Source organism: Planctobacterium marinum (genome assembly GCF_036322805.1).
Lineage (GTDB): Bacteria > Pseudomonadota > Gammaproteobacteria > Enterobacterales > Alteromonadaceae > Planctobacterium > Planctobacterium marinum_A.
The window spans coordinates 2,128,452-2,154,003 of sequence record NZ_AP027272.1 but is presented as its reverse complement, the minus strand read 5'-3'; the positions used below and the strand labels follow the sequence as shown (position 1 = coordinate 2,154,003).

22 protein-coding genes are annotated in these 25,552 nt (G+C 45.1%); 1 reads left to right on the top strand and 21 read right to left on the bottom strand.

Annotation, left to right across the window (positions count from 1 at the left end; genetic code table 11):
• Positions 1 to 30 precede the first annotated feature (30 nt).
• From AABA75_RS09680 to AABA75_RS09590, 19 genes are all read right to left on the bottom strand, one after another.
• Positions 31 to 369, bottom strand: a complete 339-nt coding sequence (locus AABA75_RS09680) for a hypothetical protein (protein ID WP_338292403.1) — start codon at positions 367 to 369, stop codon at positions 31 to 33.
• Positions 363 to 1,826 (bottom strand): S8 family peptidase, encoded by a 1,464-nt coding sequence (locus AABA75_RS09675; RefSeq protein WP_338292402.1) that lies wholly within the window; start codon positions 1,824 to 1,826, stop codon positions 363 to 365. The genes AABA75_RS09680 and AABA75_RS09675 overlap by 7 nt, the downstream gene beginning before the upstream one ends.
• Positions 1,827 to 2,181: 355 nt before the next feature.
• On the bottom strand, positions 2,182 to 3,789 hold the full coding sequence (locus tag AABA75_RS09670; RefSeq protein WP_338292401.1) for a serine/threonine protein kinase: 1,608 nt from the start codon (positions 3,787 to 3,789) through the stop codon (positions 2,182 to 2,184).
• A gap of 2 nt (positions 3,790 to 3,791) precedes the next feature.
• The gene (locus tag AABA75_RS09665; RefSeq protein WP_338292400.1) at positions 3,792 to 4,553 is read right to left on the bottom strand and encodes a PP2C family protein-serine/threonine phosphatase; all 762 of its coding nucleotides are present in this window, start codon (positions 4,551 to 4,553) and stop codon (positions 3,792 to 3,794) included.
• Positions 4,553 to 6,811, bottom strand: a complete 2,259-nt coding sequence (locus tag AABA75_RS09660) for an FHA domain-containing protein (protein ID WP_338292399.1) — start codon at positions 6,809 to 6,811, stop codon at positions 4,553 to 4,555. The genes AABA75_RS09665 and AABA75_RS09660 overlap by 1 nt, the downstream gene beginning before the upstream one ends.
• A 330-nt stretch (positions 6,812 to 7,141) precedes the next feature.
• Entirely contained in the window at positions 7,142 to 7,642 is a 501-nt protein-coding gene (locus tag AABA75_RS09655) for a hypothetical protein (protein ID WP_338292398.1), read from the bottom strand.
• 338 nt (positions 7,643 to 7,980) lie between these two features.
• Positions 7,981 to 8,619, bottom strand: a complete 639-nt coding sequence (locus tag AABA75_RS09650; protein WP_338292397.1) for a DUF1353 domain-containing protein — start codon at positions 8,617 to 8,619, stop codon at positions 7,981 to 7,983.
• 15 nt (positions 8,620 to 8,634) lie between these two features.
• Positions 8,635 to 11,640, bottom strand: coding sequence for an SUMF1/EgtB/PvdO family nonheme iron enzyme (locus tag AABA75_RS09645; RefSeq protein WP_338292396.1), 3,006 nt, complete (start codon positions 11,638 to 11,640; stop codon positions 8,635 to 8,637).
• Entirely contained in the window at positions 11,637 to 12,929 is a 1,293-nt protein-coding gene (locus tag AABA75_RS09640; protein WP_338292395.1) for a hypothetical protein, read from the bottom strand. Before AABA75_RS09640 ends, AABA75_RS09645 begins: the two co-directional genes overlap by 4 nt.
• A gap of 13 nt (positions 12,930 to 12,942) precedes the next feature.
• Positions 12,943 to 13,488: a hypothetical protein gene (locus AABA75_RS09635; protein ID WP_338292394.1), complete on the bottom strand. Its 546-nt coding sequence runs from the start codon at positions 13,486 to 13,488 to the stop codon at positions 12,943 to 12,945.
• On the bottom strand, positions 13,478 to 15,046 hold the full coding sequence (locus AABA75_RS09630) for a hypothetical protein (protein WP_338292393.1): 1,569 nt from the start codon (positions 15,044 to 15,046) through the stop codon (positions 13,478 to 13,480). Before AABA75_RS09630 ends, AABA75_RS09635 begins: the two co-directional genes overlap by 11 nt.
• 89 nt (positions 15,047 to 15,135) lie before the next feature.
• On the bottom strand, positions 15,136 to 16,035 hold the full coding sequence (locus AABA75_RS09625; protein WP_338292392.1) for a lytic transglycosylase domain-containing protein: 900 nt from the start codon (positions 16,033 to 16,035) through the stop codon (positions 15,136 to 15,138).
• Entirely contained in the window at positions 16,035 to 16,460 is a 426-nt protein-coding gene (locus AABA75_RS09620; protein WP_338292391.1) for a hypothetical protein, read from the bottom strand. The genes AABA75_RS09625 and AABA75_RS09620 overlap by 1 nt, the downstream gene beginning before the upstream one ends.
• A gap of 116 nt (positions 16,461 to 16,576) precedes the next feature.
• Complete coding sequence (locus AABA75_RS09615) at positions 16,577 to 18,805, bottom strand: bifunctional serine/threonine-protein kinase/formylglycine-generating enzyme family protein (protein ID WP_338292390.1); 2,229 nt, start codon at positions 18,803 to 18,805, stop codon at positions 16,577 to 16,579.
• A 317-nt stretch (positions 18,806 to 19,122) separates the two neighbouring features.
• Positions 19,123 to 19,623, bottom strand: coding sequence for a hypothetical protein (locus AABA75_RS09610; protein ID WP_338292389.1), 501 nt, complete (start codon positions 19,621 to 19,623; stop codon positions 19,123 to 19,125).
• A gap of 90 nt (positions 19,624 to 19,713) precedes the next feature.
• Positions 19,714 to 20,034, bottom strand: coding sequence for a hypothetical protein (locus AABA75_RS09605; protein ID WP_338292388.1), 321 nt, complete (start codon positions 20,032 to 20,034; stop codon positions 19,714 to 19,716).
• Positions 20,012 to 20,491 (bottom strand): hypothetical protein, encoded by a 480-nt coding sequence (locus AABA75_RS09600; protein WP_338292387.1) that lies wholly within the window; start codon positions 20,489 to 20,491, stop codon positions 20,012 to 20,014. Before AABA75_RS09600 ends, AABA75_RS09605 begins: the two co-directional genes overlap by 23 nt.
• A 38-nt stretch (positions 20,492 to 20,529) precedes the next feature.
• On the bottom strand, positions 20,530 to 22,701 hold the full coding sequence (locus AABA75_RS09595) for a VIT and vWA domain-containing protein (protein ID WP_338292386.1): 2,172 nt from the start codon (positions 22,699 to 22,701) through the stop codon (positions 20,530 to 20,532).
• A 5-nt stretch (positions 22,702 to 22,706) separates the two neighbouring features.
• The gene (locus AABA75_RS09590; RefSeq protein WP_338292385.1) at positions 22,707 to 23,111 is read right to left on the bottom strand and encodes a MerR family transcriptional regulator; all 405 of its coding nucleotides are present in this window, start codon (positions 23,109 to 23,111) and stop codon (positions 22,707 to 22,709) included.
• Positions 23,112 to 23,200: 89 nt separating this feature from the next.
• Here AABA75_RS09590 and AABA75_RS09585 point away from each other — a divergent pair, with 89 nt between their 5' ends.
• Positions 23,201 to 23,599 carry a hypothetical protein gene (locus tag AABA75_RS09585; protein ID WP_338292384.1) on the top strand — a complete coding sequence of 133 codons (399 nt, stop codon included), beginning with the start codon at positions 23,201 to 23,203 and terminating at the stop codon, positions 23,597 to 23,599.
• A gap of 228 nt (positions 23,600 to 23,827) precedes the next feature.
• Here AABA75_RS09585 and AABA75_RS09580 read toward each other — a convergent pair whose 3' ends face one another.
• Both AABA75_RS09580 and AABA75_RS09575 read right to left on the bottom strand, forming a co-directional pair.
• Entirely contained in the window at positions 23,828 to 24,541 is a 714-nt protein-coding gene (locus AABA75_RS09580; protein ID WP_338292383.1) for a formylglycine-generating enzyme family protein, read from the bottom strand.
• A gap of 567 nt (positions 24,542 to 25,108) precedes the next feature.
• Positions 25,109 to 25,549 (bottom strand): formylglycine-generating enzyme family protein, encoded by a 441-nt coding sequence (locus AABA75_RS09575; protein ID WP_338292382.1) that lies wholly within the window; start codon positions 25,547 to 25,549, stop codon positions 25,109 to 25,111.
• Positions 25,550 to 25,552 lie beyond the last annotated feature (3 nt).

The following is a 25,552-nucleotide window of genomic DNA, read 5'->3' as shown; positions in this document are numbered from 1 at the left end:
AAAATTTTATGGGAGAATAAAAAAATATTACTAATTGCTTTCTTTCAATACGTGGAAGCGGTCAAGGTTTAGGTTTGTGGTCACCTCCATTCGGCTAATGTGTAGTAGTTGACCATAATTAATCTCCGCTATCACTTGTGGGGTGGCATCAATCACTTTATGAACAATCACCCCCTGTTTTTCCAGTTCCGCCACAAACGCTGTTTTATCTGCAAATTCGTCAATACTGATGATAACTCTTGTCATCCCTTGGTTTTTAAGTGCTTTACAAACCGGCTCGTAATCAATGCACATTTGGGTCTGCTCCTGGCTCGTGCAGGCTCCCAACATAACTGCACAAATTCCAGTTAGCGCTAATCGTATTACCATTGTATTTTCTTCTCCTTTGCACAATCGCCTGTGGTTTTTTCCACCAAAATACCGTCGATACGCTTTTTGCATTTCTCTTTTTCTGGCTCTGTGGGCACAGGTACTGGGTTTAGAGGCGCTGTTGGTAGCGATTCGTCAACAGGTATTACATTTTCTTCTAGCCAGTGAATTGACGAAGGAATATGTAACATCGCAGAACGCACACCGTTTCTCGGATCACGAAATGATTTACCCGCCTTCAAAGCGCGTCGAATTTGGGCGGCTGTTGCCTCTGGAAAAGCTGATTTGAGCACAGCTACTGCACCTGCGACATGGGGAGTGGCCATCGAGGTGCCCGATTTAACACCGTATTTTCCTCCGGGCACAGAGGAATTAATGTCTGAACCTGGTGCCACAATATCAAGTTGCCCGTAAGAATTTGAATAGGATGCGATGCTGCCGTCTTTTTCCATTGAACCCACACTCATAGCGGAGGAAATACATGAAGGTGTTCCCACCCCATCAGTGGCGCCATCATTGCCTGAAGCCACCACGGTTAAGACATCTTTTTCCAACAACTTATCAATGATGTATTTGGTGGGCGAATCATCACAATGTTCACCTTGCAAGCCCCCGCCTAAGCTCATATTTACCGCAGCCACATTGTACGTTTCTGCATGCTGATACACCCATTCAAGCCCTTGTATTATGTCAGAATCAAAGGCCCCCATTTGCACACCGTCGTTGGAGAATACATTTAAAGCCAAAATTTCAGCCTTTGGCGCAACACCGTGCATTTGTCCATTGTTACCTGCGATAATACCTGCCACATGCGTACCATGGTCACATCCATAAACGGGGCATGGTCTCGCCGCACTTACCCCCTCTTCAAATACAGCCCCACTATCACATGAGCCATATGCTGAATAACAAGCGCCGGCAATTACCCGCCCTTGAAAAAACGGATGCTGGTAATCAACCCCCGAATCTAATACAGCAATACTCACTCCCTCTCCCTTGGTATCCACTGATTCACCGGAATCAAGGATAATGCTAGAAGCGGAACCAATGGAACGAATACTGGTATCCAGCGACAAACGATGAAACTTATCTTCATGTATGCTGGCTACAGTGCCGGATTCTTGCAGCTTTCTGAATTCATTCAAACTGATACTTTTTGCCATTGCAGGCACTTGTTCAAAATTGACAACGTCATTGAGATTGCGCCACCCCATTTCCGTGGCCAATTTTTTCTGTGCCGCTTTAATGTATTGATTCAAATTGAGCCATTGCCCACCGCCTATCCGCTCAGAGGTACCTTTAGGTGGGGCTTTCACATTTAACGTCACAATCACCCGTTTCTCGGAGTCGCCATCCAACAGCCGGGAAAACGCTTGTTCTGATTGTATTTGAGCTAGTACGGGCTGACAAAGTGCAGTCAATACCGCCAGGCCTGTTAGCCTCTTCTTAAACGCCATGTTATTTCTTTTCCTGATTCTATTTGCAACACCTTCATTGGTATCGCTTATGCGTAAGCGAGTAAAACTTATTCTGTTTTGGATTATAGAAAGGTTTGAAGGGTTTTGTGTTATTTAAGTGGATTGATTCGATAACACAACGCTGTTATGCAGGCCTGATGCATCAGCGAGGTCACTCCTGTCTCCATCAGCATAAAGGGCCTGATATTGACACGAAATACTGGCTTTTCATCATCGCTAGTGTCGCCAAATCCTTAAACAGAATAATGGATTCCCGTATGCTTGTGCTTTTTCAGCGTTCGAGCCCATTAAAACTATTGAATTTCCTGAACAAATCATAGAGAACTCTTCCTGGTCACAGTATCTTTTCAACAAAGACCACAATAATGAAAATTATCCATGCCCCCCCAAAAAGTAATTTTAAAAGGGTTAAGAAGTCATTAGAACTACTTTGCTTTACGGCATAAGCATAAGCTTTTTGTTTTTCTTTTTCGCTCACTTTGGATTGTATTGGTACCCTCGGTGCTGTGCTCTTTTTCGAAACAGTTGTTTTGTTGCTGCTGGAGAAGGTCGGCCTCTGCGACGACTTAAATTGCGAGTTTGTGGATATTTGCTTTTCGGTTGCAGGCTGCTTTACGGGTTTTGTTTGCGTTTGGTTTGCAACAGGCGATTTTTTGTTGTTTTGTGGTAACTTCACCCTATCGTCTTTATGGCGAGCACACGCACTACTTATATGCTCCCGTAATGTCTCTTCTTTTTTAGTTAATGTTTGCCCAGCCATCAATAGTGCGCTAATTGCTTGCTCATCAAGTGACCCTCGATGCTTTTTCGCCTGAACATCGACGAAAGCTAACCAGTTGCGCAAAGGAGTCAAATCGCTCTCAAGTTGTTGCTCAATTATGCTTATAAAACGACTGAGTTCATCTCCTGATATACCGAACACAGCTGCCATTGCCTCTATGGCAAAGCGTTCCGAATCCGGTATCTCACCTGTATTTAAGAGTACCTGCTCAATTTTTGTTTTGAGGGGTTTGAGCTCTGCTTTAATGTCTGCCTCGCCACCTACCCATGTGCCAGTAGATCCATCTTCCTCGTCGATTGCCTTACCTGTAAACTTCAACGCTTGATTTAATTGCAGTAGAAAAGCTCCAGCATCTTTTGGACGCTTTCGCTCCTGCTGAGATATCGCCTGATTGAGCAAATCATTCATCTGTTCGCCGATCTCCGGGGCAAAATGGATAGCATCCTGAAAACGCCCGACAGGTAATTGACCGGTAAGCATTCGATAAGCCAATACCCCAATGCTGTATACATCTGAGGCTTCCGAAACATGTTTGGCAGATTCACGCTGCTCAGGGGACATATAATTGCGGCTGCCCATCCCAACACCTGACTGGCTGAACTCCGCATCTGGCAATTTAGCAATACCAAAATCACAAATCTGTACATTGCCCTGCGCATCAAACAAAACATTGGCTGGTTTGATATCTCTATGGATGAGACCCGCTTCATGGACTGCGCTCATGCCTTCCAGGATTTGTTTGAGGATTTCAAGGGCGCGGGCGCTGGCAAGCTTTCTCGGGTGCAGCTCTTTTGGGGTTTCTTCTAATTTGCCACGGGTAAATGCATCTTTGCCAATTTCCTGCTCAAGCGATGTCGGCAAATAGGGCATCACATAATAGGGCGTACCATCGTCCAGTTCGTCATAATCGCGAATGGACACAATATAAGGGTTATGGGATAGTTTTTCTAAGGTGCGAGCTTCAGACAAAAAACGCTCTTTTAAAACCGTACTAGCGTCCTGAGAAGCACTCGTGGCAATACCTGCCAGATTATCATCCTTTACCTGGAACACTTTAATAGCTACCTGCGCATTGGTAATGGGCGCTTCAGCCAGATAAACCGCGCCAAATCCACCCTGCCCCAGTAATTTAATTACCTTGTATTTGCCAATCTGTTCCATATTTAGTCTTTACCGTTCAACACAACAACAATGGTGATATTGTCTTTGCCACCAGCATTAAGAGCAGCGTCGATCAGCGCAGCAACACTACCTTCAGGAATATTGTTTGTAAGTAGTTCAGCTATTTTTTCATCATTTACCATATCAGTTAAACCGTCACTGCACAGCAGCAGTATATCGCCAGGCTGCCAATCAAATGTGCCTGTCTGCGGCTCTATCGGGTTATTAACCGATTCAACGCCAAGGCAATACATTAAGGTATTTTTGTCAGGATGATTAGTGAGCTCTGCTTCGCTGATACGGCCTTCATTAAATAAACAGCGAGCCACAGTTTGATCTTCAGTTATCTGCTGCAACTGCCCTTTTGAAAAGTGATAAAGACGACTATCACCTACGTTGACCCATCCCACCCGGTGTTCATCAGCAATCACCGCCACTGCCGTACAGGCCATCCCTGAATAATCTTTATTTTTAGTGCTGGCTGCTGCAATATCCTGATGCACCCGACGCACAGCCATATCCAACATAGGGGTTCGCATATTGACATCAGCGGTGATCGCCAACTTCCCTTCTGTCACGAGTGATTTGAAGATGTCTACCGTCATACCACTGGCGACTTCACCGTACTCTTTTCCACCCACACCGTCACTTACCAGGGCCAGAGAACAATGCTCCGTTCCTGCAACGGGCAAATGCAGCAAGGCATCTTCATTATTTTGTCTCACTTTGCCTACATGCGTTGAAGCGAAGATCTCTATCGCCACTATTTAATCTCCTGAATTCCAAATGTTATTGCACTTATCCCAACATTCGCATTTTCCACAAGCGGCACAGTGCTATATTGGTCAACTCCATTGATGGTGAGTTCGGTAGCATCCATCGTGACACCCATAGGTGTAATATAAAATCCGTTTTGATAACTTAGCTGCGCCAGCAACTCACTGTTTTGAAATCCGCCGACGTCCAATTGTCCGTTTTTGTTGACCCCAATAGGTACATGACCATTAACGAGTACCCAGGTTTTCTCAAAATCTTCATCCATTGATGGCCAGCTCTGCCCTGTTGACGTATCGTCGATAAACGCCAGACCATCGCGCTTGAGCCGTAATACAAGGCTGGACGATTCATTACTGCCCATACACTGTAAACTACAGATGCTACCCCCGCCTGTTTTACTGCCGCCCAAAGCAATAACCCCTTCATGCTCTAACTTAACCCGAGCTTCCCGGTCAACGGCCATGCCGTTATAACGAGTACCGTTAGCGCTACCGAGGTCGGTCACATAAAAGTCGTTGCCTGACTTCGTAATCGCAGACTGTTTTTTAAAGCGAGAAATACGTTTAAAACCCAGCACAATGCTGGCCGCTTCGTCTTCAGTATTACGAGCAAGTTGAATCGTATCATCGGCCAAAAATATAAAATTATTTAACGCGCCAGTGCCTCTAAAAGCCCTCAAAACAGGTTGTTGCCGCTTCAATATTTGTTCACGTAATGTCAGCAGTTCAGCCTGTTCCTGCGCAAAAGAAGTAAGGTTACCAATTTGTAACTGAGTTTTATCTATGACGCTTAATACCTCAAAATCCCGGCCTGCTTCAAAGGCAGCACGGGCATTTTGTAATGCGTTATTACCCAGTTGCTCGTGCATCAAACGTTCACATTGAGCGATTTTTTCTTGCACTTTTTGTTCTAGTGAAGGGTTTAAATGCCGGGCCTCTTGTAACAAAGACAAAGCTGACGCGGGATGGGATTGTAATTCGCTTTCTGCCATAACAAAGCGCTTGTAACCGCGCTCAAAATCGCTTACTTGTTTTTTTAAATCACGTGCTCTTTGATTATCAACGTTCTCAGACAACGCCTGTTCAAGCTTTTGGATGGCGGCATCATACTCATGTTGATCTGACAAAAGCCAGGCCTCTTCGGCAAGCTGCTCAGAACGTTTTACTTTATCCAACCAGTTTTTTTGTTCTTCAAACCAGGTCTTTTTTCGTGGGGCCAAAGGAATTTTTGTGGAATCAAAGTAATCCAACCATTGCCCTGCATGTTGCCCCATGGCATAGCGTTTTAACACACGATCATGTTTACGCCGTTGGGTAAATGCATAGAGCAAATAAGAAAGCATTGATAGCAATACAATAAAAGACAGATAACCAGCCAGATAAGGCATTTGGGTACGAGAAAAAACAAACTGCCGATTGCGATCTGCATAGCTCACCACCATCGGAATACCATTGGCCAGCATAAATTGTTCAAGATTATCTCGTAATGTTGACCCGGGTATTTCCGAAACAAAACGATACTCATGACTAGAAATCTGATGTAAAAATTGTTTACTGGCACGTTTTTCGGAAAGTAATTTATGGGAAACATAACCGTCGGTTTGCTCTAAAAACCGATTTATCTGATTTAGCTCTGAAGGCAAAAAGTCTTTTGCTTCTATGCGATAACGAAAGCGCCTGGTTTGCGCGGCGAGTTTTTCAGATAAAATCGACCCCACGTCTTGTGCCAAAATACCAGCCTGCTGTGCCAACCAATCTTCGAAACAAAACCCTGTGCAGCCTGAGTTCAAATCCGCTTGTGTCGATTGCGCAGGGAACGCCCCAAGCTCCGAACCACTTTCCAGATCGAGAATGCGTCCTTCCACCCGAATACGATATCGAGTAACCGAAGGTCCCTGCTCCTGCGCCACAACCACCTGATAAAGGAGTGCAAGGTTTATATCACGCCCGGTTATGTCTATGAGTTCTTTTATTTTTTTGTCGCTTAAGTCGCTACAATCCTGGCTGAAGCAGTCGGGTAAACCTGCATAGTCCGTACTGAACACCTCAAAATTTGCATCGCCCATTTGTTCGGTTAAGCGTCTGTGTATCTCGCGATGAATTTGCGGCAAAACCGTGTTTGAGTCGTAGCGACTATCCGGGACCACTACCAACTGCCACTGCTCAACCGCTTGTTCCGCCAAAGTGTTTGAAGCGCAAAAAAGTGTACAAAGGCACAAAGCCCACCCCAAAATTGTTCTTTCCATAGTATGTGTCTTTTAATAATTCTGCATCGAAACGGCGTTGCGCCCTCAGTGTATGTAACAGAGTATGAACAGGTTTAAAGGATTTTCCAAACAAGGCCGTTATAACGGTTCCAAAAATATGCTTTGTCTCCATTTTTGAGAGAATACTTATTAATCAGCTTATAATGAAGGAATTATTCAATGACCGGCCCCCTCTAATCACGGCATGCCCAAAGATTAATATGTGTGTTGAATGAGAAAATAAATTTATCAACTCATTCAAAAAAATATAGCTCAGACGGCTCACACTCGGCACGACAGCTCTATTTTGGGGTAAACCCGATGAGCAGACTAATTGCCTGAGGTTTCAGGCGAAAAAGGAAGATACACACCATTTTCTGATGAGGCACATAAGCGCTGGTAAGATTGCCAAAACAGCCTAATCTGTTCTGGCATGGCCTGAATTTCACGTTTTTGAGGCAGGTACAGAGACTTTAACCATAATTCAGCCGTTGAGCATTTTGGCATCAAGGTAAGCCTGTCAGGAAAAATAGCGTAAACCGCTTCGAACTGCAAAAGGTAATTTTCTAATTCAGGATCAGGGGTGAATTGCTCACCTTCCCGGTCCACCGAGTGATTTGAATACAGCCCTCGCAGCGATCTCAATAGCCTTTTCAGTTCCTCAAATTGCAAAACCTTGTCTTGTAACGTCGAAATGCGCACGAGTTCATTATTGATGTCAGTTGGGCTACTAATAGCCAAGGGCTGTGCAAAAGACAAAGCTGACAGGGTCAAGAAAAAGAAGCAAAACAAGGGGCTCAAACAACTGCCAATCTCAGTTAATAACTTCATATCAACTCTCTAAGGTCACGCAATAATACACCGCTTCTCCGGCACGCACTAAAGCATAACCTGAACGACCGGCCATCATCTGCCACATTTTTTGAGGAGTACAGACTGATACTGCATTTTTAAAGACTGCCATTCTCGATGCTGGATAATTTTGGGATAACGGGCCTCCACCGCCTCAATAGACGGAATAAAATTAATTAATTTATACATGTTACATTGCACTTGTACATTTTGCTCTTCGAACTATCTCAACTTGCCAGAAGACATCCAAAATCATTGATAATCATACGTTTTGTTACAGGCATCAGCATGAGCCGTTGTCATTTTTCTGAGGTGAATTAGCCAAGTAATTTACAGACATTTTCATCAGAAGATTTTTCCCATTCCTGCTGCTCAGAGCTGAGGTACATAGCTGTTTTCAACGTTAAATCTGGATTAATAAAGTCAGCTCTATCGTCAACGGGAAAGTACCTGGACTCACCAGCATCTCTTTTATGTCTGTTGTTGGACCAGGCCAACCAGGCGGCTCTCACAGCTCCCCATTGAATAGTTCGATTGATTTCACTGACCAAACTCTCTTTGAGCACTGATAAATAGATTAAATCCGCTAAATCTCGCCCATTGCCGTGGCAATGTGGTTGTACCCAATATAAGTAATCATGGACCAAACCTGCTGTGGCATATGTCGCGTAACTGGCAAAGATCACATTCACCGGACGTGGAATAGTGGCCAAATTTGTTCTGAACCCCCTGGGGATTTTAAGGCGGTAGGACTCACCATTTGATTGGTTTTCAAGCTCAATGGTAAAGTCTTTCATCAATATCCAATAATTGTCCCTTATTGGACTCAATTGAGGTGAACCAAAAAACTTAACATCAAGAACGTTGCTCGTACTTGCTCCGTTTACAGCACATCCCGTTAATACAAACAAACCGGCAACGCTCAAGAGCAGCTTCAAGCTTAGTAAATTCTTCACTGTCAACCTCGGTTTTTAATCTTGGGCTAAACGAAAGCCATAACTGTTGTGACGACTCGATCGGAGGTACACTTCGCGATAGGCAGAACGCACGTAGAGCAGATTATTGTTCCAGGAGCCGCCGCGAAGCACAGCGCGGTCACAATCACCCTGCATCCAGGCACTGCCATCACCAGGTGCACCACTGTAGGAGTCATTCCAGCAGTCCTGTACCCATTCCAAGACATTGCCATGCATATCGTATAGGCCAAAGGCGTTGGGCTGGAACGATTTGACTGGGGCAGTTTTACTGTTATCCCACTGGCTACCACAGCCATCACAGTTGGCTTTATTTCTGCCGATATTATCTCCCCAACTGTATTTTGTTGTCGTACCTGCCCTCGCTGCATATTCCCATTCTGCCTCCGTGGGTAATCTGAAAGTTTGTCCCGTTTGTTGTTTTAACCAGGGGATATACTTTTGCGTTATATCGTTCCAGCTGACATTTATCACCGGACGATTTCCCTTGCCCCAGCCTCCATCTTTGGCTTCTGGACACACACCGGCATCAATACAAGGCTGATACATCGCCCAGGTCACTTCCGTCTCCATCAGTCTAAAGGGTTTGATGGACACCCGGTGAACCGGCTTTTTATTACTGCCCATCATAAAACTGCCACCGGGAATGGTGACCATGCTGTCCATTAATGCCTGTACGCCCGGCGGGATATTGCGTTCAAGCTGGTAGGTAACAGTCTTTGTCTGATTCAAACTGATGCTTGCTGTTTGAGTGTGAAATCCCTCTTTTGAAAGTCTTATTTGGTAGTCCTGATTGGGTAATAACCGCATACCCGGTGTGTAGGCTTCTTTGATATTCAGTATTTCTATCTTTGCATCTGTCGGTGTTACATTGATGGTCAGCGGCACTTTGCTGTTTTCAAGCTCAATGGCAGCTATCTTGTCTTTTGCCTGATTAAGGTATTGGCCTGATGGTTGGGCTTTTTGATAGGCTGTATAGCTTGCTATGCTATCAACGCTTTTTGCCCGCTGCCATTCAGCTTCATCTTTGGCTTTTGCTTCTGCCTGTTGTTTTGCCAGTCGGGCAGCTTCTTTTAAGCTGGCTATCTGGTCAGTGGCCTCAATGCGGTATTGCCCTTGCGGTTTTGCCTGTAAGTATTGCTCATAGGCAGTTACGGTATTTTGCTGTTGTGCTTTATCAAACGCTTGTTTATCAGCCCGATTTATTGCCTTGTCTAAATTGGCTATCAGGGTCGTATCCACTGCCCCCGTTACGATTAACCCTTCCTGTGCTTCAAAGGCTTCTATGGTCTTTTGGGTACGGGTGTCTAAGGTGCCGGTGACTGATAAACGGTAGCCTAACTCTGTCAGTTGCTGTTGTACCTGTCTGACCCGTTCAGCCTGTTGCTGCTCGGCACTGAGAGTGGCCAGTCGCGCTGCTTCTTCTAACGCTTGTTTCTGCTTTTTGGCCTCTTTAGCATTAGCGCCATTGGGCCAGTTTTTAAGGTACAGTTGATAACCCTCAAGCGTGTTTAAACCTTTTGCTTGCTGCCAGGCCGATTGTTCATTGCGTTTTGCGATTCTGGCCTGCTCTTCCTGTTGCTGTTTCAGCTGATATTGCTCGTAACCATAATAACCACCACCTGACAGTGCCAGTAATACCGCTGCAGCTATCAGCCAACGGCCTGTATTGCCCTTATTCTCAGCCGCAGTCACAGAATGATTGGAGGACTTCAGTTTTTTAGTGTTAGATTTACCTGAGTTTGTTCTATCTGTGTTGGCAAACCCTTTAGCAGCTAAAAGCGCCTGCAATTCAGTTTCATTTTTACCCGTTGTTTTGCCCGCAATAATAAGCGCAGCCTGTGCGGTTGGGCCGGTGTTACCCTCCGTAACATACCGATTGACCGTTGCTACCCAGTGGATAAAGGCTTTTAAACTGGGATTGGTCTGGATTAACCCCTCTGTGGTTTGACCAATAAAATCTTCCAGCGAAGCTTTATCCAGCCCTGCAATATCCGCAAGGGCATTAAGCAGTGTATTGTTTTTTTCGGTTAACTCGCCCTGCTCAGTTAGTGCTTTTATAATGACTTCCTGAAGCGGTTTAAGCTCGGTTTTAACCTCAGATTCACCTCCCACCCAGGTGCCGGTGCTTTCATCTTCAGGGGCTTGCGACTGCAATGCTTGCTCAAAGGCGCTAAGCATTGCACCTGCATTGCCGTAGCGATTATCAGCATCCTCACTCATGGCAGTTAAAATGAGATCATTAATCCCTTTTGACAAACCGGGAGCATGCACATTTGGATCAGCAAAACGGCCTTTAGGCAATTGCCCTGTCACCATGCGATACGCCAATACCCCTAAACTGTATATATCAGCGCGGGCATCTACATGTTTTGCGCTTTCTCGTTGTTCCGGTGCCATGTAGTTGCGGCTACCCATGCCCAAATGCGATACCGTAGATTGCCCGCTATCTGGCGCTTTAGCGATGCCAAAATCGGCAATACGCACTTTATCGTTATCCGTTAGCAGGATATTGGCGGGTTTAATGTCCCGATGAATTAAGCCTTTATCATGGGCGGCGCTTAAGCCACGCAGAATTTGTTCGAAATAGGCCAACGCAAGATTAAGTGGTAACGCTTTGGGGCGTTCTTCCTCAGGAATATCTTCCAGAGCGCGTTTATCGAAAACATCTTTACCTAGTTTATCCGCAAGCGAATGCGGTAAGTAAGGCATGGCGTACCAGGGCTGCCCCCCCTCTGTAGTGCCAAACTCAATGATATTGACAATGGCGTCTTCGTGCTCGAGGCTTGCCAGAATCCGCGCTTCGTTGGTAAAGCGTTCTGCCAGTTTATCCAGCCCTTCTGAGCCCGTTGAGGCAATATAAGCGGCGAGATTCTCGTCTTTAGGCTGAAAGACTTTAATGGCCACCTGGCGCTGGATACTGTCGTCTTGGGCTAAAAACACTTCGCCAAAACCGCCGCCACCCAGGCGTTTTAAAATGCGATATTTACCAATCTCCGTCATGTTTTAACCAATAATGTATGTGTATAAAAAGACCAGTCTAATTGCGACTCAGACAAACAATTGCTTATTGTCCTTTCTGATAACAGCAACTCATCGGGTAATTGGGATAAACAGCGTTTGATATTGCTCTGAGCTTCTTCGCTCAATGCTTGTTCAAACAGAGCCAAACCATATTGGCGATTTTCATTTCGCATCGAAGGTGCGGGAATAGTGAACGTAGCATGAGTTTCGTCACTTCCCGAGCGAGTGGCTCGCCCCCAAAAGCCCGAATCAAAGGCAACAAAATACACCGCAGAAACAGACTTTACAGTTGTTAATTGGAGCTTACACAATTTATCCAGTTTAGTGGCTGCAAATTGCTTCTCAGTGAGCGCTAATGTGCGCTTTAACGAGGTATTGGCGCAATCCGTATTAGGACGAAAATCATCTAAATTTGAGGTTTTCTCTCGATAAACCCCCACTAATTGTGGCAGCTCCAGTACAGCATCAGCATGTGCGGGTGTGTCTGATTGCTCGCCCGGTTTAATCTGATGAGTAAGCTCTGGTTTTTTGGGTGAATTCCCAGCAGGTTCACTCACAGCAGGTTTTGATGACTTATCTGGCTGCCACACAGCTACAAAATCAGTCGCATTAAAAACAAAGGCTGCAAAGGTTACTGCTGCCAAAAGCGTTAATGCAATTGACCCTGATTTGCTTTTTTGGTTTTTATTGCCTGTGTTTTTTTTCGCTGATGCCGCCATCGCGGGCAGCAGTGACGACGTGTCGTTAAGGTACTGGATGTAACGGGTGGTAATCGGGTATTGTTCAGGTACATCTGCCTGGTTTTCTTCTGCAAGCACCCATTCGCATTGTTCGGGAGAAATGCCATGTTGCGCGCAATAGGCTTCAGCTAATTGGTATTTAAGGGGGATTTCCCCTACCCGGTGCACAGTTTTATCACTGGTGTTAATTTCGCCACTGGCTATGATCATTTTATCGTTGGCCTGCAACTGACCATTGCCCAGCAGCCCAAGATGATGCACAGCATGCGCAATGTAGATCCCCAATTGCCAACTATTGCCTTGGTTTATTTCATCAGAGACATCTGCCCGGTAACTGGTACCACCAAAGTTCTGCTGAATGATCCCAGTGCCTTTCCGTACCAGATTATGGTACGCCGTGCTGATAGGCAGTACTTGCGTAGTGCCCCGGACTGAAAAAAACGACTGCAATTCTTCATCATCCAGATCTGTGATTTTTTGTACTGCCACCAAACCTTTGGTGGTGGCAATAAAAACATGTACTTTCATGTTTAGGTTCTTTTTATTTTGGCATGATCAGAATATCTGCACGCGGATCCATTAATGCCTGCACCTGCGCGTCTTGTTCGTCGAACAATAACTGTGTGCGATTCTCAGAAAGCGGCGGGAATGTCATGCGATAAAACACATCATTTAATATCACATTCACTACGACTCCAAATTCCTTTTGAAATTCAGTAGGATGATGCAAGGTCAACAATGCATACAGATGTGCGACATTGGATTTATCGCGTTTAAAACTGAGTTTGAGTAGTTCGGTTTCTCTAACAATTGATTCCGCTGCTTGAACCTCTGTACTGGCAGCCGCTTGATGCGGGCTTTGTACATAACACAGTTCTTCTATTAGCCTTTTATAAGCCCGACACCAGGTTAGCGATTGATTAATGGCCTGAAGGATGGCATCAGCATCTACTTTTTTATTGCCGTTAACTAACTGCACAACATCATTAAACACCAGTTGCTTTGGGGCATCTTCGGATAAAAGATGATGATACTGGCTCAACGCGATGTAGGCTTGTTCAGTAAGGTTGTTTTTATCAGGTTGCATTAGCGCCCCCGTATAACTGCTTCATTGTCTGTTGGAATATGCAAAGATCAGAGGCAAAATTTTCTGAAAAAGTGAGTTTTAAAGGTTGTAATCGTTTAATGGTCGAGGCCAAGAGTTGATGGCTTTGTTGCAGTAAGTGTGCTGATTCAGTGTATTCATCCAGTAATGCAATATCAGGCAAGGTTTTAAATCCCGCTTTATTATTTGCTTTAAAAGCCCGCTCAGCTTTATGGAACAAATCGCGAATTTCCGCAAATTGCAGCGAGATTTCGCTGATAACATTGGAAAAGTCTTGGTCGGCATCATGGCATGTTGTTAACACATCCGCTTGTATACGCTCTAAAATCGGTTCCGGCAAAGAAATATCCGCTAGCAAATGATTCAAACCCACCCAATGCAAACTTCCTGACGCTGAAAATACATATGTAAGACACAGTGCGGCATCAGCCATTACATCTTGTAAGCTTTCGAGCTCCTGGCTGCAATCGTGATAATCAAGGACATCCGGATGTTGCAATTTTTCAGCGATTTCCGTTTTGTTGCGATTCGCCTGGATCAGCACACCTTGCCAATAACCAAAAACTTGATAGCGCAGCAAGGTACGTAAAAAACGGGATTGAAACGGAGCAAAGTAGGCAAGCAAGTTGAGCTGTTTGCTTTGACTTTGCGTGAGGCACTTTGGCGTTTGTGCCAGCGCGCCATAATCATATTTCACACTCAATTCTTCAAACAAGCTAGCAAACAAAGTGTCAGCGGCGATCTCCCCCGCGTCTGTATCAGAACCAATCGACAGTGCATTCTGGCTTTGCATTTGCGCCTGTGCCGCTTTTGAGGCGTTGAGATAGCTCAAACATTCATCCATGGCAGACGTATATTTTACAAAGCCTTCCACCGGGCAAGCAACACACTGAGCTTGCCAAAAACGTAACAAGGCATCGTCGCATAGGGTTTCCGCGCACATTTCGTTTTCGGTGAGCCACTGCGTGATCACTCTAAACTTATTTTGCGCTTGCGCTGTTGGTAAATGTTCTGCGATAAAATGATAAATCAATTTTTGCAGCGCTGAGGCTTGTTGTTTTACCTGTTTTTCATCGCCATACAACAGAGCACTTTCTAACGAGTAAACTATTTTGGGATCGATGGTGGCCACAAAATCCAGCAGAGCGGCAAGAACGCCAACACGCGTTGGAGATATTTGAAACAGATTACCGCGTATATTGATATCGAGTGTTTGTTCGGCAAGGGTAATACTATGGTTTTGACTCGTATCTTGCCAAGGCTCGGCAAACGCCGCCCTAACCCGGCGAGGCTTGATACATTCATCTACCCAGAAAAACGACAGCAATTTACTGCCTTGTTCGCCAGAAACAGTCGAATGCTGGACGATTGCCCAACACAGATAGCTTAACTCCAGACAGGGGTTACCATAATTGCGACACACCAGGTATTGAGCTAAACGGTGAACATCATCACTGCGATACTTTTTTTCACCATCCAGCCCTTGCGTATCTTTTAATCCCTGAAAAACTCCCTGCAATGATTCACTAACGTCAAACACAATAAAATTAACTGTTCTGATGGGCTACACGTACTATTCAATGTACTGCACCCCACTGTTTTTGCAACAAAAATCCGGTTGACTAATGCTTAGTTAAATATCGACTCCCATTGAGCCACCTGTTTTTGCTTAGCGCTTGCGCCTTGGGACTGTGCTTGTAATGGTTGTTGATGCCCCATGAGTTGTTTATTGCTTACCGGTACGGCGCTGTCCTGGTGGCTCACTTTAAAACCTCGTAACATTCCCCTGGACAAATTATGTTGCCGTATAGCTTGTAAGGCCGCAATGCGAACCAGGTTAGGGTCTGAACTTTGAGTAAGGTCCCTATCGAATCGAACATATAAGTTCGATTTTGGTGAGCTAATCGCGCCATTATCACCAAAGTCATCCAGTGCCAATTGTTGTGCATAGGTCATGCGGTTAGTTGAATAAGAGGTTTGCTTATTGGCTGCCACACTCGCAACCGGAGCGATATCGACTTCAGGTAATTGCGTAAAGTCTGACAAATAAGCATACTCACGGCGCTGCTTCTGAACTTTGAACACGTAATCGCGTGTTGCCGGAATAACTTGCAAGCTACCATCTTTACGCCTTACGGCCGAACCACCATTGTAGTGACTCAGCGCGATATCTATACGGCCATCGTAAACGTCGATAAGGTGTTTTAAAAATTGTATTCCCAAACTAATGTTGAGTTTTGGATCATACAAGCGGTGGCGAGAAACACCGAACTCTCGCTCTGCTGTGGCTGGCATAATTTGCATCACACCTATGGCTCCCGCATGACTCACCGCCATGTTGTCAAAATCAGATTCGGTTTTAGCCAGCGCCAAAGCCAATGCCGGATCAAAACCCTGCCGCATCGCCTCGTCTACCACCATATCTTTAACAGCGCCTTTGCTGTGAGCGGTATACGCTAAAGTCGCGCAGGCAAACCCCATGATTAACAGGGTAAATAGCACTCTGTAAAGCATCCTTAAACCAGCCATTATAAATTCTCCAGGCGCTGTTGCCATTCTTCAGTCAATAAGGTTATGAACAGATTTGGGTGATTTGCTCGCTCACGCAGCGCCATAATGTCGGCAAACGGCAGACTTTTAGACACCGCGATGATCACCGGCTTATCCGCTCTAAAGCTGTCAGGTTCAACGCTTGCCAAAGTTTGGTCGTATAATCGACCAGCAAAATAAAAGCCCAGTTGCGGTGTTTCGGATGATTCACTACTGCCCTTGTGACTACTCACCTGCAATGTAGATTCCGTAGGCGGTCTGCTATTTTGCATTTGCTGAACAACACCATTCTCGCTGTTTTGCGGCAACTGAAACGATAACAATGCTAAAATCAGCAGTGAAAAAAAAGACATAGACAGGCCAAGGGCCACTTCCGTCATGGCATGGGTGGCTGAATCAACCATAGATTAATCCTGTGAATGAAAACTGCTTAAGGCTATAAGAGGATTTGGGGATTTTTTCGCGTCCGCCTTACGGGCGGAAAAGGGAAGGCAGGAGTGAAGTGCCTCCCTGAAATGCGTTACAAGTCTTGGGCTAAACGCAAACCGACAGTGTCGTGACGATTCGTGCGGAAGTAACTGATGCGACTTGCCAAACGCAAGGCGTCCGGACCGTTGCCCCAGGAGCCGCCGCGAAGCACAGCTTGTCCACAATCCCCCTCCATCCAGGCACTGCCATCACCAGGTGCACCAATGTATGAGTCATTCCAGCAGTCCTGCACAAACTCCCAGACATTGCCATGCATATCGTATAATCCGAACGGATTGGCCTTGTATGATTTAACCTGAGTGGTCTTTTCAAGATTGGTTCCGGTTTTCGCGCCACAATTGTTATAATCGTAATTGCCATCATAATTCGCCTGACGGATGTTAATACAATTACCTGTATTAAATGGCGTCTGGGTACCACCTCGGGCAGCATATTCCCATTCCGCCTCCGTGGGCAACCTGAAAGTTTGCCCCGTTTGTTGGTTTAACCACGGGATATACTTTTGAGTTATATCGTTCCACCTGACATTGATCACCGGACGATTTCCCTTGCCCCAGCCTTCATCTTTTGCTTCTGGACACACACCGTCATCGATACAGGGCTGGTACATCGACCAGGTCACTTCCGTTTCCATCAGTTTAAAGGGCTTGATGCTGACACGGTGTACCGGCTTTCCATTACTACCCCCATCATTGCTGCCCATGATAAAACTACCGCCAGGAATAGTGACCATACTGTCCAGCAACGACTGTACAGCTGTACTGGGCCTGGGAGTACTCTTATTTATCTGAGGATCTGCTGACTGGTCGCCACCAACAAAGTAGCTTATAAAACCAACCAGTAATACTATTGCCAGCGATCCTGCTAAGGCCGCCCCCAATATCCCGCCGGGCATTTTTGTTTCTTGCGGAGGTTGGGGTGTATCCTGAGCAGGTCGTGGTGCCTGTTGTGTCTTACTTTCTGCTGACTGGCGCTCCTGCCCTGCTGCAATGCCTTTTTCTTTCAGCAGTCTTTCAAGTGCACCTTTATCCTGGCCTGTCGTACTTATACCCACCTCGATAAGGGCGTCGTATTCTTCTTGAGTAATATTTTTACGAGGTGTTTTATTATCATCCGTAGCCCGGCGATTAATACCATCTACCCATTTTAGCAGTCCCGCATTTGCCACTGAAGACTGGGCATGTGCCGCTGTTGTTTGTACGATAAACTCAGACAAAGCCTCTTCATTCAGTCCAATCACTGAGGCCAGCGCATCCAATCCAGGTTTATCCTTCTCCCTGATTTCTCCCTGTTCAGATAACAGGTTCTCTATCCGCTGTTTCAGGGGTTTTAACTCCGGCTTTATCTCGGTTTTACCCTCATTAATCCAGGTGCCGGTCCCCTCTTCTTTCACAATATTTTCTTTGAAACCAGATACCGCTTGATTAAAACGATTGAGAAAAACGCCCGCATCAGCAGGTCTTTCTTGTTCGTTTTGCGATAACGCATCATCAATTAATACATTCAGCTCTTCGCCGATTTCTGGCGCATAAGCGATAGCATCCTGAAACTTTCCGAGCGGTAATTGCCCGGTTAACATTCTATATACCAGTACCCCGATACTGTAGACATCTGAGGCCGGAGAAACATGCTTGGCACTTTCCCGTTGCTCCGGGCTCACATAGTTTCGACTACCCATGCCCACACCACTTTGGCTGTGCTCCGCATCCGGTAATTTAGCAATGCCAAAGTCACAGATTTGCACATTGCCTTGTGCATCAAATAAAATGTTCGCAGGCTTGATATCCCGGTGAATGAGCCCGGCACGATGGACTTCACTCATGCCTTCCAGAATTTGTTTCAGAATTTCAATTGCACGGTTGCTTGCTAGCTTGCGGGGATGCAAGGATTTGGGGGTTTCTTCTAATTTTCCCTGCGTAAAAGCATCTTTGCCAATCTCCTGCTCAAGCGACGTCGGCAAATACGGCATCACGTAATAAGGTGTGCCATCGTCCAGTTCATCATAATCCCGAATGGAGACGATGTAAGGGTTATGAGAAAGCTGCTCCAGAGTGCGGGCTTCAGACAAAAAGCGTTCTTTTAACACCCCGCTGGCATCCTGCGAAGCACTCGTAGCGACGCCTGCCAGATTTTCGTCTTTCACCTGAAAGATTTTGATGGCCACCTGCGCGTTGGTGATGGGCGCTTCTGCCAGATACACGGCACCAAACCCTCCAGCCCCTAACTCTTTGATGACTTTGTATTTACCTATAGTATCCAACTCAATTTTTCCTTAGGGCGTTATAACTGGCCGTTCGGGTCTCTATAGTGAAAGTGACCATCAAGTAGCATTTTAAACATGTTAATAAAGCAACGAAAAACAATAAGTTAACACTGTTCACCTTTTTATCATCCTTTTATTTTAAGTCCAGTGATGACTATAAACAGATTAGTTTAATTTTTTACTTGTGAACATTTATTACACTGCACATTACTGTTTTGCGTTTATAGCACTATGACCCACAGCGAGCTAATTCTTTCAACATGTTGAGCCAATGCGAATCACCAGGCACGAGCTATCTATACAACGAACAGTATTCAAAAACTGCAATCATAAATTTTATCCAATACTGTCTCTTCGGCATATCTTTCATCAACAGTAACACTGTTAACTGCGCCCCAAGAGGATTGTTGAGCGAGTTCATGATTCCAATCAAATGTTAACACGCGAGTTACGTGTCGATAGAAGCTGTAGACAGTCAATGTAGAGGCTTGCCAATCTAAACAAGTCAGCTCTTCCGAGAGAGGTAATTCGAGCTTTACAAAACCGGGCATTCTGTTGTTTTTACTTAGTGCAACCACACATTGAATACCGGTAAACTGTGCTCTGCTTTCCGCCTCTGTAAAATAGCAGTACAACAAATCCTCATTTCTGTCACCATCAATGTCAAACCAATGCTTGTCATACAGGGTTTTCTTTGTCGGCGTTACCGTTTCAATCGCCGAGATTAGTTCAAGCCTGTTTTCGGTGATAAGTTCAGGACTACTGTTTGAAGGTCCGTTCGTCAGTATAAGCAGACTGATTACCGAAAATAACATACATCGCCCTTTGTCGATGGGCAGATGCACGGTATTCCATTTTCATCCAAGCATCTATCTATCATTGTTGTTCTCACTTTATACTCATTTTTACTCTACTGGCATTACTGGTATTGAAAGCCTGGCCCGCTCATACCCACTCTCCTGCGCTAAATCTCGAATACAGGCATGGTAGCCCTGTTCGCATAGCTTAACATTGGGATTGCTAACCGTCGCATTGATCATTCGAGCCAGGGCTTCTTGGGTGCGAATCTCTTTTTTTTCCATTAAAAGAACAAAATCACTAAAACAGGTTATTTCCTGACGACATTGACACACGGGAATGCTGCATCTATCCAACAGCACAACGACAAGTTGCGGTAAATCAGGATCAATCGCTACGAGCTTCTTATAAAGGTTTTCTACGTTCATTTTCTTTCTCACTTTCATCAAAGGGAAAATACCTCGGGCTCAGACGACTAAGCGTCTCTGGCATGTCTTCCCAACCTTGCTGACTAATCATTAAGTCCCTAAACGCTTCCAAAAACTCGCCATCTTCAAACATACGCTGGAGACCTTCTCCGACTTCAGGATCCGAATTGCAAATATCCTTCATCGCCTTGTATCCATACGCCATATGCGCCATAGCAAGGCATTCCATACTCTGACGCCCGACGAGTGCCCTCAAATTATATGTATCAACGGGGACCGGGAGTTCAAACGACTGTTCAATATATTCACCATCTTCATGCTCGTCCCCAAAATTTAACCAGCTTTTGATTAATACGCGTTGTTTCGGATAGTTTCCCCGATACTGCATTGGAAAGGTGACCGAATCAGAGGATGCATTGGTTGTTTCCTCTCGTTTCCCAGTATTGCTGCCAGACATGTTCTTTTGCCTCCTGAAGCTCAACACAAAACCTTGCTTTAAATCGTACTCTCGTCAGACAGAAGCACCTGCTCTCCAAATAGCCACAGTGTAATATCCTGTTTAATGGCGCTGACAATTTCCCGTTCCATTGCCAAAAATACTTTTGCTAGTTTGGTGCTGACCCATTCGGGCTTGTCAAAACCTGTGTTCATCAACAAAGTAACTATCCAAAGCTGTCGCCAATGCTCGCCCTCATCAGGATATTTTTGTAAAGCGCACTTAAGGTTATAAAGAGCATTCTCATCTACCCCCAGATTCAAAAGCATCGGAATATCTGGCGGACAGGTAAGGACATTCTCTGGTTTTAATTTTTGATTTAACATCTTTGCAACTTCTAACGCTTGTTTTTTAGGTGGCAAATCAATCTTTTGCACTTTTTGCTGGATTTCATCATGGCTTTTACGCAGGAAAGCAGGAATGTCGTAGTAATTATGCAGTGAGTCATCTCCACCGAGAGAAGTTGCATTTCTGGTGAAAGAACCTGAAGCCATGGAATGATTATCAACAACTGATTTTCGAAAATACGCGCTATGGCTATCACTACATACCTTACTACAAGGCTGCATTTGCGGAACAACATGCAATAAAGGGTAGCCATCGGCATTTTCTATTTCTGATTCTCCGATCACGACGTAACTCGTATAAGCTGTCAGTAGTTCCATTTGTAAGGACAGGGCTTCAGCCCGGTCCTCGGGTAAACGGATCAGTTCGAACATAGCACCAAGTTGCGCTGCTGCTTTTTCCCATTTTCCCTTTGTTCTTTGCGGCTCAAAAATCGTCTTTTGTTCAATGCCATCCATAAAAAGTGATGCACTTTGCTGCTCCTCACTCCTGCCGCATACAAACGCTGGTATTTGATGAAATACCTCAGCGGGCTTTTCCATCCAATTGACTTTCCCTTCCCAGGCCAATTCAATCGCAACACTTCTTTGTGTCAATCTGGTGATCAACTCAAACATAATGCTGCCCAATGGCTCTATCGGATTAATCTGTAGAAGGCTTCCACCGCTTTCATTGATGAGTTGACTCAAAAAGTGTGCGTCTGCGGCATGACCGAGGGCTAAACCATGAATGACACAAGATTGACGTTTCGACTTAAGTTGGAGGGCGAGCTTATCTTCCTTACTACACCAGGTTCGTCCATCGGTTAAAACGAGGATCTGTTGCGGCCCCATTTCTGGATCACACTGGTCTAATACAACATTTAGTGCATTAACAATTTCAGTCCCCCCCAAATCAGCATTTATGTGGGGAATATACTCCTGCAACGTCGCTTTGGTTTGGCTGTTGAAACTCCTGGGGCTGTCGAATAATACTTCGATACTTGAGCCGAACCGATACAAGTTGAAATTAAAACTCGCATTCAGCGATCTCAAAAGACGCTTTAATGCACTACGAACCTGCTGAATACTCGCCCCGGACATAGAACCGGAGCAATCAATCAAGACGTGCAAGTTAGCATTATTTTGATTTACCTGCTGCACCTCAAACGACGGCAAGTAACCCAACTGATAACAGCGATTGTTCAGAGTTCCACTGAACAGATAACTGCTATTGGGCAATTCAAATGAGACGATAATGTCTTTATCCAGCACTCCATGCATGTGGTACATGCCATCACTTTTGGCGGTAAGAACAAAATTGCTTCTGTTAATTGTCGCCGGCTGACAAAAGCGTATTTCTGCGTCAAACGAATAAATTGCATCAAAACTGTTTTTTGGCGCAATGGTTGGCGAATCCAGACCATATTTATTAGCAATCACTGTTGGTAATCGATATTGCCAATCCCCTGCCTGAGCTTGAATGATTGTAGCGATGGTCAATTCTACGTACCCCGTATCAGCAGGCGCAAGATTTCCCAAGCTGATTTGGTAAACCCCCTCACTCACAGACTCCACTAAAACACTTCGTCTGCCATTGGCGATACCCTCTTCATATTCATCGGCAGCCTTAACTCTACTGGTGATTTGACCAAGAAATTTTTCATCATTGATGCTTACACAGGTGGACATTAGACATGCCATTATTGGCAGTGGAAAGTGAACTAGAGCTTCGATGATATCCTGAGTATCATTGTGGAGATTCATTTTATACCGGGTAATTGCCAGTGGCGCATTGACTTCGATATTTATTTCCGAATTTTTAAGAATCTTGCTTGTATCATTCATTTTAATCACTTCTGCTGTGCTTTTATGTCAGTTAACACCTCATTAAGACGGTGCACCAGTGTTTGCACCTGCTCGTTATTGAGAGGGTTTTGTTCCGCGTCTATTTCCAAAGTAATGCCATCTATGATGTGCATTCGGCTTACCACTTTGGTACTGCCAAGTTTTTGAACTCCTGTCATCAAATTGGGCGCAGGTGACTCGCCACTTAGCAACTGTGAAATCCGTTCAAGGTTTAACCCCGATTGCTTCCACCGTTTTACCGCCAATAGTTGTTCCACATGCTGTTGGGTGTAATGAGCTGCCTTGCGCTCTCCAATTGGTCTATCCACCAGACCTTTTTGAATGTAGTAACGCACCGTTCGTTTGGGCAGGGATACTAGTTCCACCACCTTGTCCAGGGAAAATTTCATATAAACACCATTTAATTAACACTAACAGTGTTAATTAAACCAATATTAACTGTCAAATAAAAATTAACTTTAGTAATATTGGGAATCTGATGCAAAACATGAGCGAGGGTCCGATGCCGTTAGTACAAAAAAGCTATGAAGTGATCGCTGTTAACCTTGTTGTTACCTGCCTGGTTATGGCAATCCTGACGATAGCTTTTCTTATTCGTTATTTGATGAGCGCTACTGGTAAAAAGAAAATAAAAGTGAAACCCATTATTGGGTTTTGGCTTTCTTTTGTCACCGCAGGGTTCCTTGTCATTGCGGCATGGGAATTTCTATTTCGATGGCTAATCAATGATTGTGGGCTGACTTATGCCTTGTCTAACCCCTCACAGCTATGCCTTGCCGTTAACTCTCAAATAATGTCAATTAATCTAATTTGGCTTTTGATGGTTCAATGTATGCTTACAACTCTAATATTTTTGTTGTTTAAAAAAGAGAGGTGAGCTGGTCCACCAAATTAATTTCGCACACCTCAGTTACCTGTCCTTTAAAATTTTTGTCATAAATACCACTGCGTTTGTCACTGTTCGTTTAATGTGGTTATAAAAAGGTTTGAGAGTTTTTTCGCTTCCGCCCTGCGGGCGAAAAAACAATGCGTTGTGGCCCACAATAAAGGGCTGCGCCCTTAGAACGAGGCGCGGGAAGGAAAAAGCTGTAACACCCAGGTTGTGTTACAAATCTTGGGCTAAACGAAAGCCGATAGCGTCGTAACGACCCGTCCGGGAGTTTCCAACGCGATTGGCCGAACGCAGATCGAGTGGAGCATCGAGCCAGGCGCCGCCGCGAAACACAACCCGGTCACAATCACCACTTAGCCACGCACTCCCATCCGCAGGGGCGCCAATGTACGAGTCATTCCAGCAGTCCTGTACCCATTCCCAGACATTCCCATGCATGTCATAAAGGCCAAAAGCGTTGGGTTGGTAAGATTTGACGGGGGTAATCTCTCTAAGGTAGGTACCGATTTTAGCGCTACAATTCTTATAATCATAATTGCCATCATAGTTCGCCTGACGAGAGTTAATACAATTACCTGTACTAAACGGCGTCTGGGTTCCTGCTCTGGCCGCGTATTCCCACTCTGCCTCCGTTGCTAATCTGAAACTCTGGCCCGTTTGCTGATTTAACCACGGAATAAACTTTTTAGTAATATCGTTCCAGCTCACATTCATCACCGGAAGATTGCCCTTTCCCCAGTCTTCACCCGCATACTCCTGTTGATTGTCTGGACACACCCCGGCATCAATGCAGGGCTGGTACATCGCCAGAGTCACTTCCGTGTCCATCAGCTTAAAGGGTTCGATGGTTACAAGATGTACCGGTTTTTCATCGCTATCTCCATCATCACTGCCCATCATAAAGCTACCGCCGGGGATGGCGATCATGCTTGCTAATACTGACTGTTCGCTCTTTGTCTTCTCTGAACCGCTGATTAACGAGACGACCGCGCCGACAGCTACAACTGTACTAATCCCAATGAGGAATTTAACGATTTTGGTTCCACTATGCTCCACCAAATTCCCCTCTAAGAACACCCTGTCTTAATACTATGATTGATCTGTATTTTCCGATTTTTTCCATGTGTTTAAAAACGTACTTAGTTTAATAATTCGCTATACAGCAATTGAGCATTCAAACGAGTATGAAAGAATATTGGCGTAATAAAAAGCTCTGAATCTATCAAGCCACTGTGTATAGGTTTATAAGGGTATTCACGCTTAATCGACCATTATTGCATCTTGACTAATTTTGTTTCTCCTACTTTATAAAAGAACAGCTTTGTCTAAATGCTTACCCTATTACTGACTCATAACACAAGGGGATATAAAAAGGTTGAGAGTTTTTTCGCGTCCGCCCTGCAGGTGAAAAAACAGTGCGTTGTCGCCCACAAAAAAGGGCTGCGCCCTAAGACCGAGGCGTGGAAAAGTAAAAGCTGTAACCCCCTGGTTGTGTTACAAATCTTGGGCTAAACGAAAGCCGGTCCAATCATTACCAAACCTGCGTTCGTTCCTGCCGCGGAAAGCCGAAGACATTGACCCTGCAGGGAAATACCACCCCCCACCACGGATCACTGCTAAATGACAATAGCCCGTCATCCAGGCGCTACCATCTGATGGCGCACCAATATAAGAATCATTGTAACAATCCTGCACCCATTCCCAAGCGTTGCCGTGCATATCGTATAATCCATAGTTATTCGGTTCGTAACTTTTAACCGGCGCTGTTTTACCTTCGTCGCCGCAATCACTATTGTTACCCGACTGCCCAAATTGGGCCTGTGTACAATCCACAGTATCGCCCCAACTGTATTTTGATGTGCTTCCGGCCCTGGCAGCATATTCCCATTCTGCCTCGGTAGGCAGACGAAATTTTTGTGCTGTATTATCATTCAACCA

Excerpts from the sequence above, each read along its gene's own strand:
- AABA75_RS09680 (WP_338292403.1), bottom strand. The coding sequence starts at position 369 with ATGGTAATACGATTAGCGCTAACTGGAATTTGTGCAGTTATGTTGGGA.
- AABA75_RS09675 (WP_338292402.1), bottom strand. The coding sequence starts at position 1,826 with ATGGCGTTTAAGAAGAGGCTAACAGGCCTGGCGGTATTGACTGCACTT.
- AABA75_RS09670 (WP_338292401.1), bottom strand. The coding sequence starts at position 3,789 with ATGGAACAGATTGGCAAATACAAGGTAATTAAATTACTGGGGCAGGGT.
- AABA75_RS09660 (WP_338292399.1), bottom strand. The coding sequence starts at position 6,811 with ATGGAAAGAACAATTTTGGGGTGGGCTTTGTGCCTTTGTACACTTTTT.
- AABA75_RS09655 (WP_338292398.1), bottom strand. The coding sequence starts at position 7,642 with ATGAAGTTATTAACTGAGATTGGCAGTTGTTTGAGCCCCTTGTTTTGC.
- AABA75_RS09645 (WP_338292396.1), bottom strand. The coding sequence starts at position 11,640 with ATGACGGAGATTGGTAAATATCGCATTTTAAAACGCCTGGGTGGCGGC.
- AABA75_RS09640 (WP_338292395.1), bottom strand. The coding sequence starts at position 12,929 with ATGAAAGTACATGTTTTTATTGCCACCACCAAAGGTTTGGTGGCAGTA.
- AABA75_RS09635 (WP_338292394.1), bottom strand. The coding sequence starts at position 13,488 with ATGCAACCTGATAAAAACAACCTTACTGAACAAGCCTACATCGCGTTG.
- AABA75_RS09625 (WP_338292392.1), bottom strand. The coding sequence starts at position 16,035 with ATGGCTGGTTTAAGGATGCTTTACAGAGTGCTATTTACCCTGTTAATC.
- AABA75_RS09620 (WP_338292391.1), bottom strand. The coding sequence starts at position 16,460 with ATGGTTGATTCAGCCACCCATGCCATGACGGAAGTGGCCCTTGGCCTG.
- AABA75_RS09610 (WP_338292389.1), bottom strand. The coding sequence starts at position 19,623 with ATGTTATTTTCGGTAATCAGTCTGCTTATACTGACGAACGGACCTTCA.
- AABA75_RS09605 (WP_338292388.1), bottom strand. The coding sequence starts at position 20,034 with ATGAACGTAGAAAACCTTTATAAGAAGCTCGTAGCGATTGATCCTGAT.
- AABA75_RS09600 (WP_338292387.1), bottom strand. The coding sequence starts at position 20,491 with ATGTCTGGCAGCAATACTGGGAAACGAGAGGAAACAACCAATGCATCC.
- AABA75_RS09595 (WP_338292386.1), bottom strand. The coding sequence starts at position 22,701 with ATGAATGATACAAGCAAGATTCTTAAAAATTCGGAAATAAATATCGAA.
- AABA75_RS09590 (WP_338292385.1), bottom strand. The coding sequence starts at position 23,111 with ATGAAATTTTCCCTGGACAAGGTGGTGGAACTAGTATCCCTGCCCAAA.
- AABA75_RS09585 (WP_338292384.1), top strand. The coding sequence starts at position 23,201 with ATGCAAAACATGAGCGAGGGTCCGATGCCGTTAGTACAAAAAAGCTAT.
- AABA75_RS09580 (WP_338292383.1), bottom strand. The coding sequence starts at position 24,541 with ATGATCGCCATCCCCGGCGGTAGCTTTATGATGGGCAGTGATGATGGA.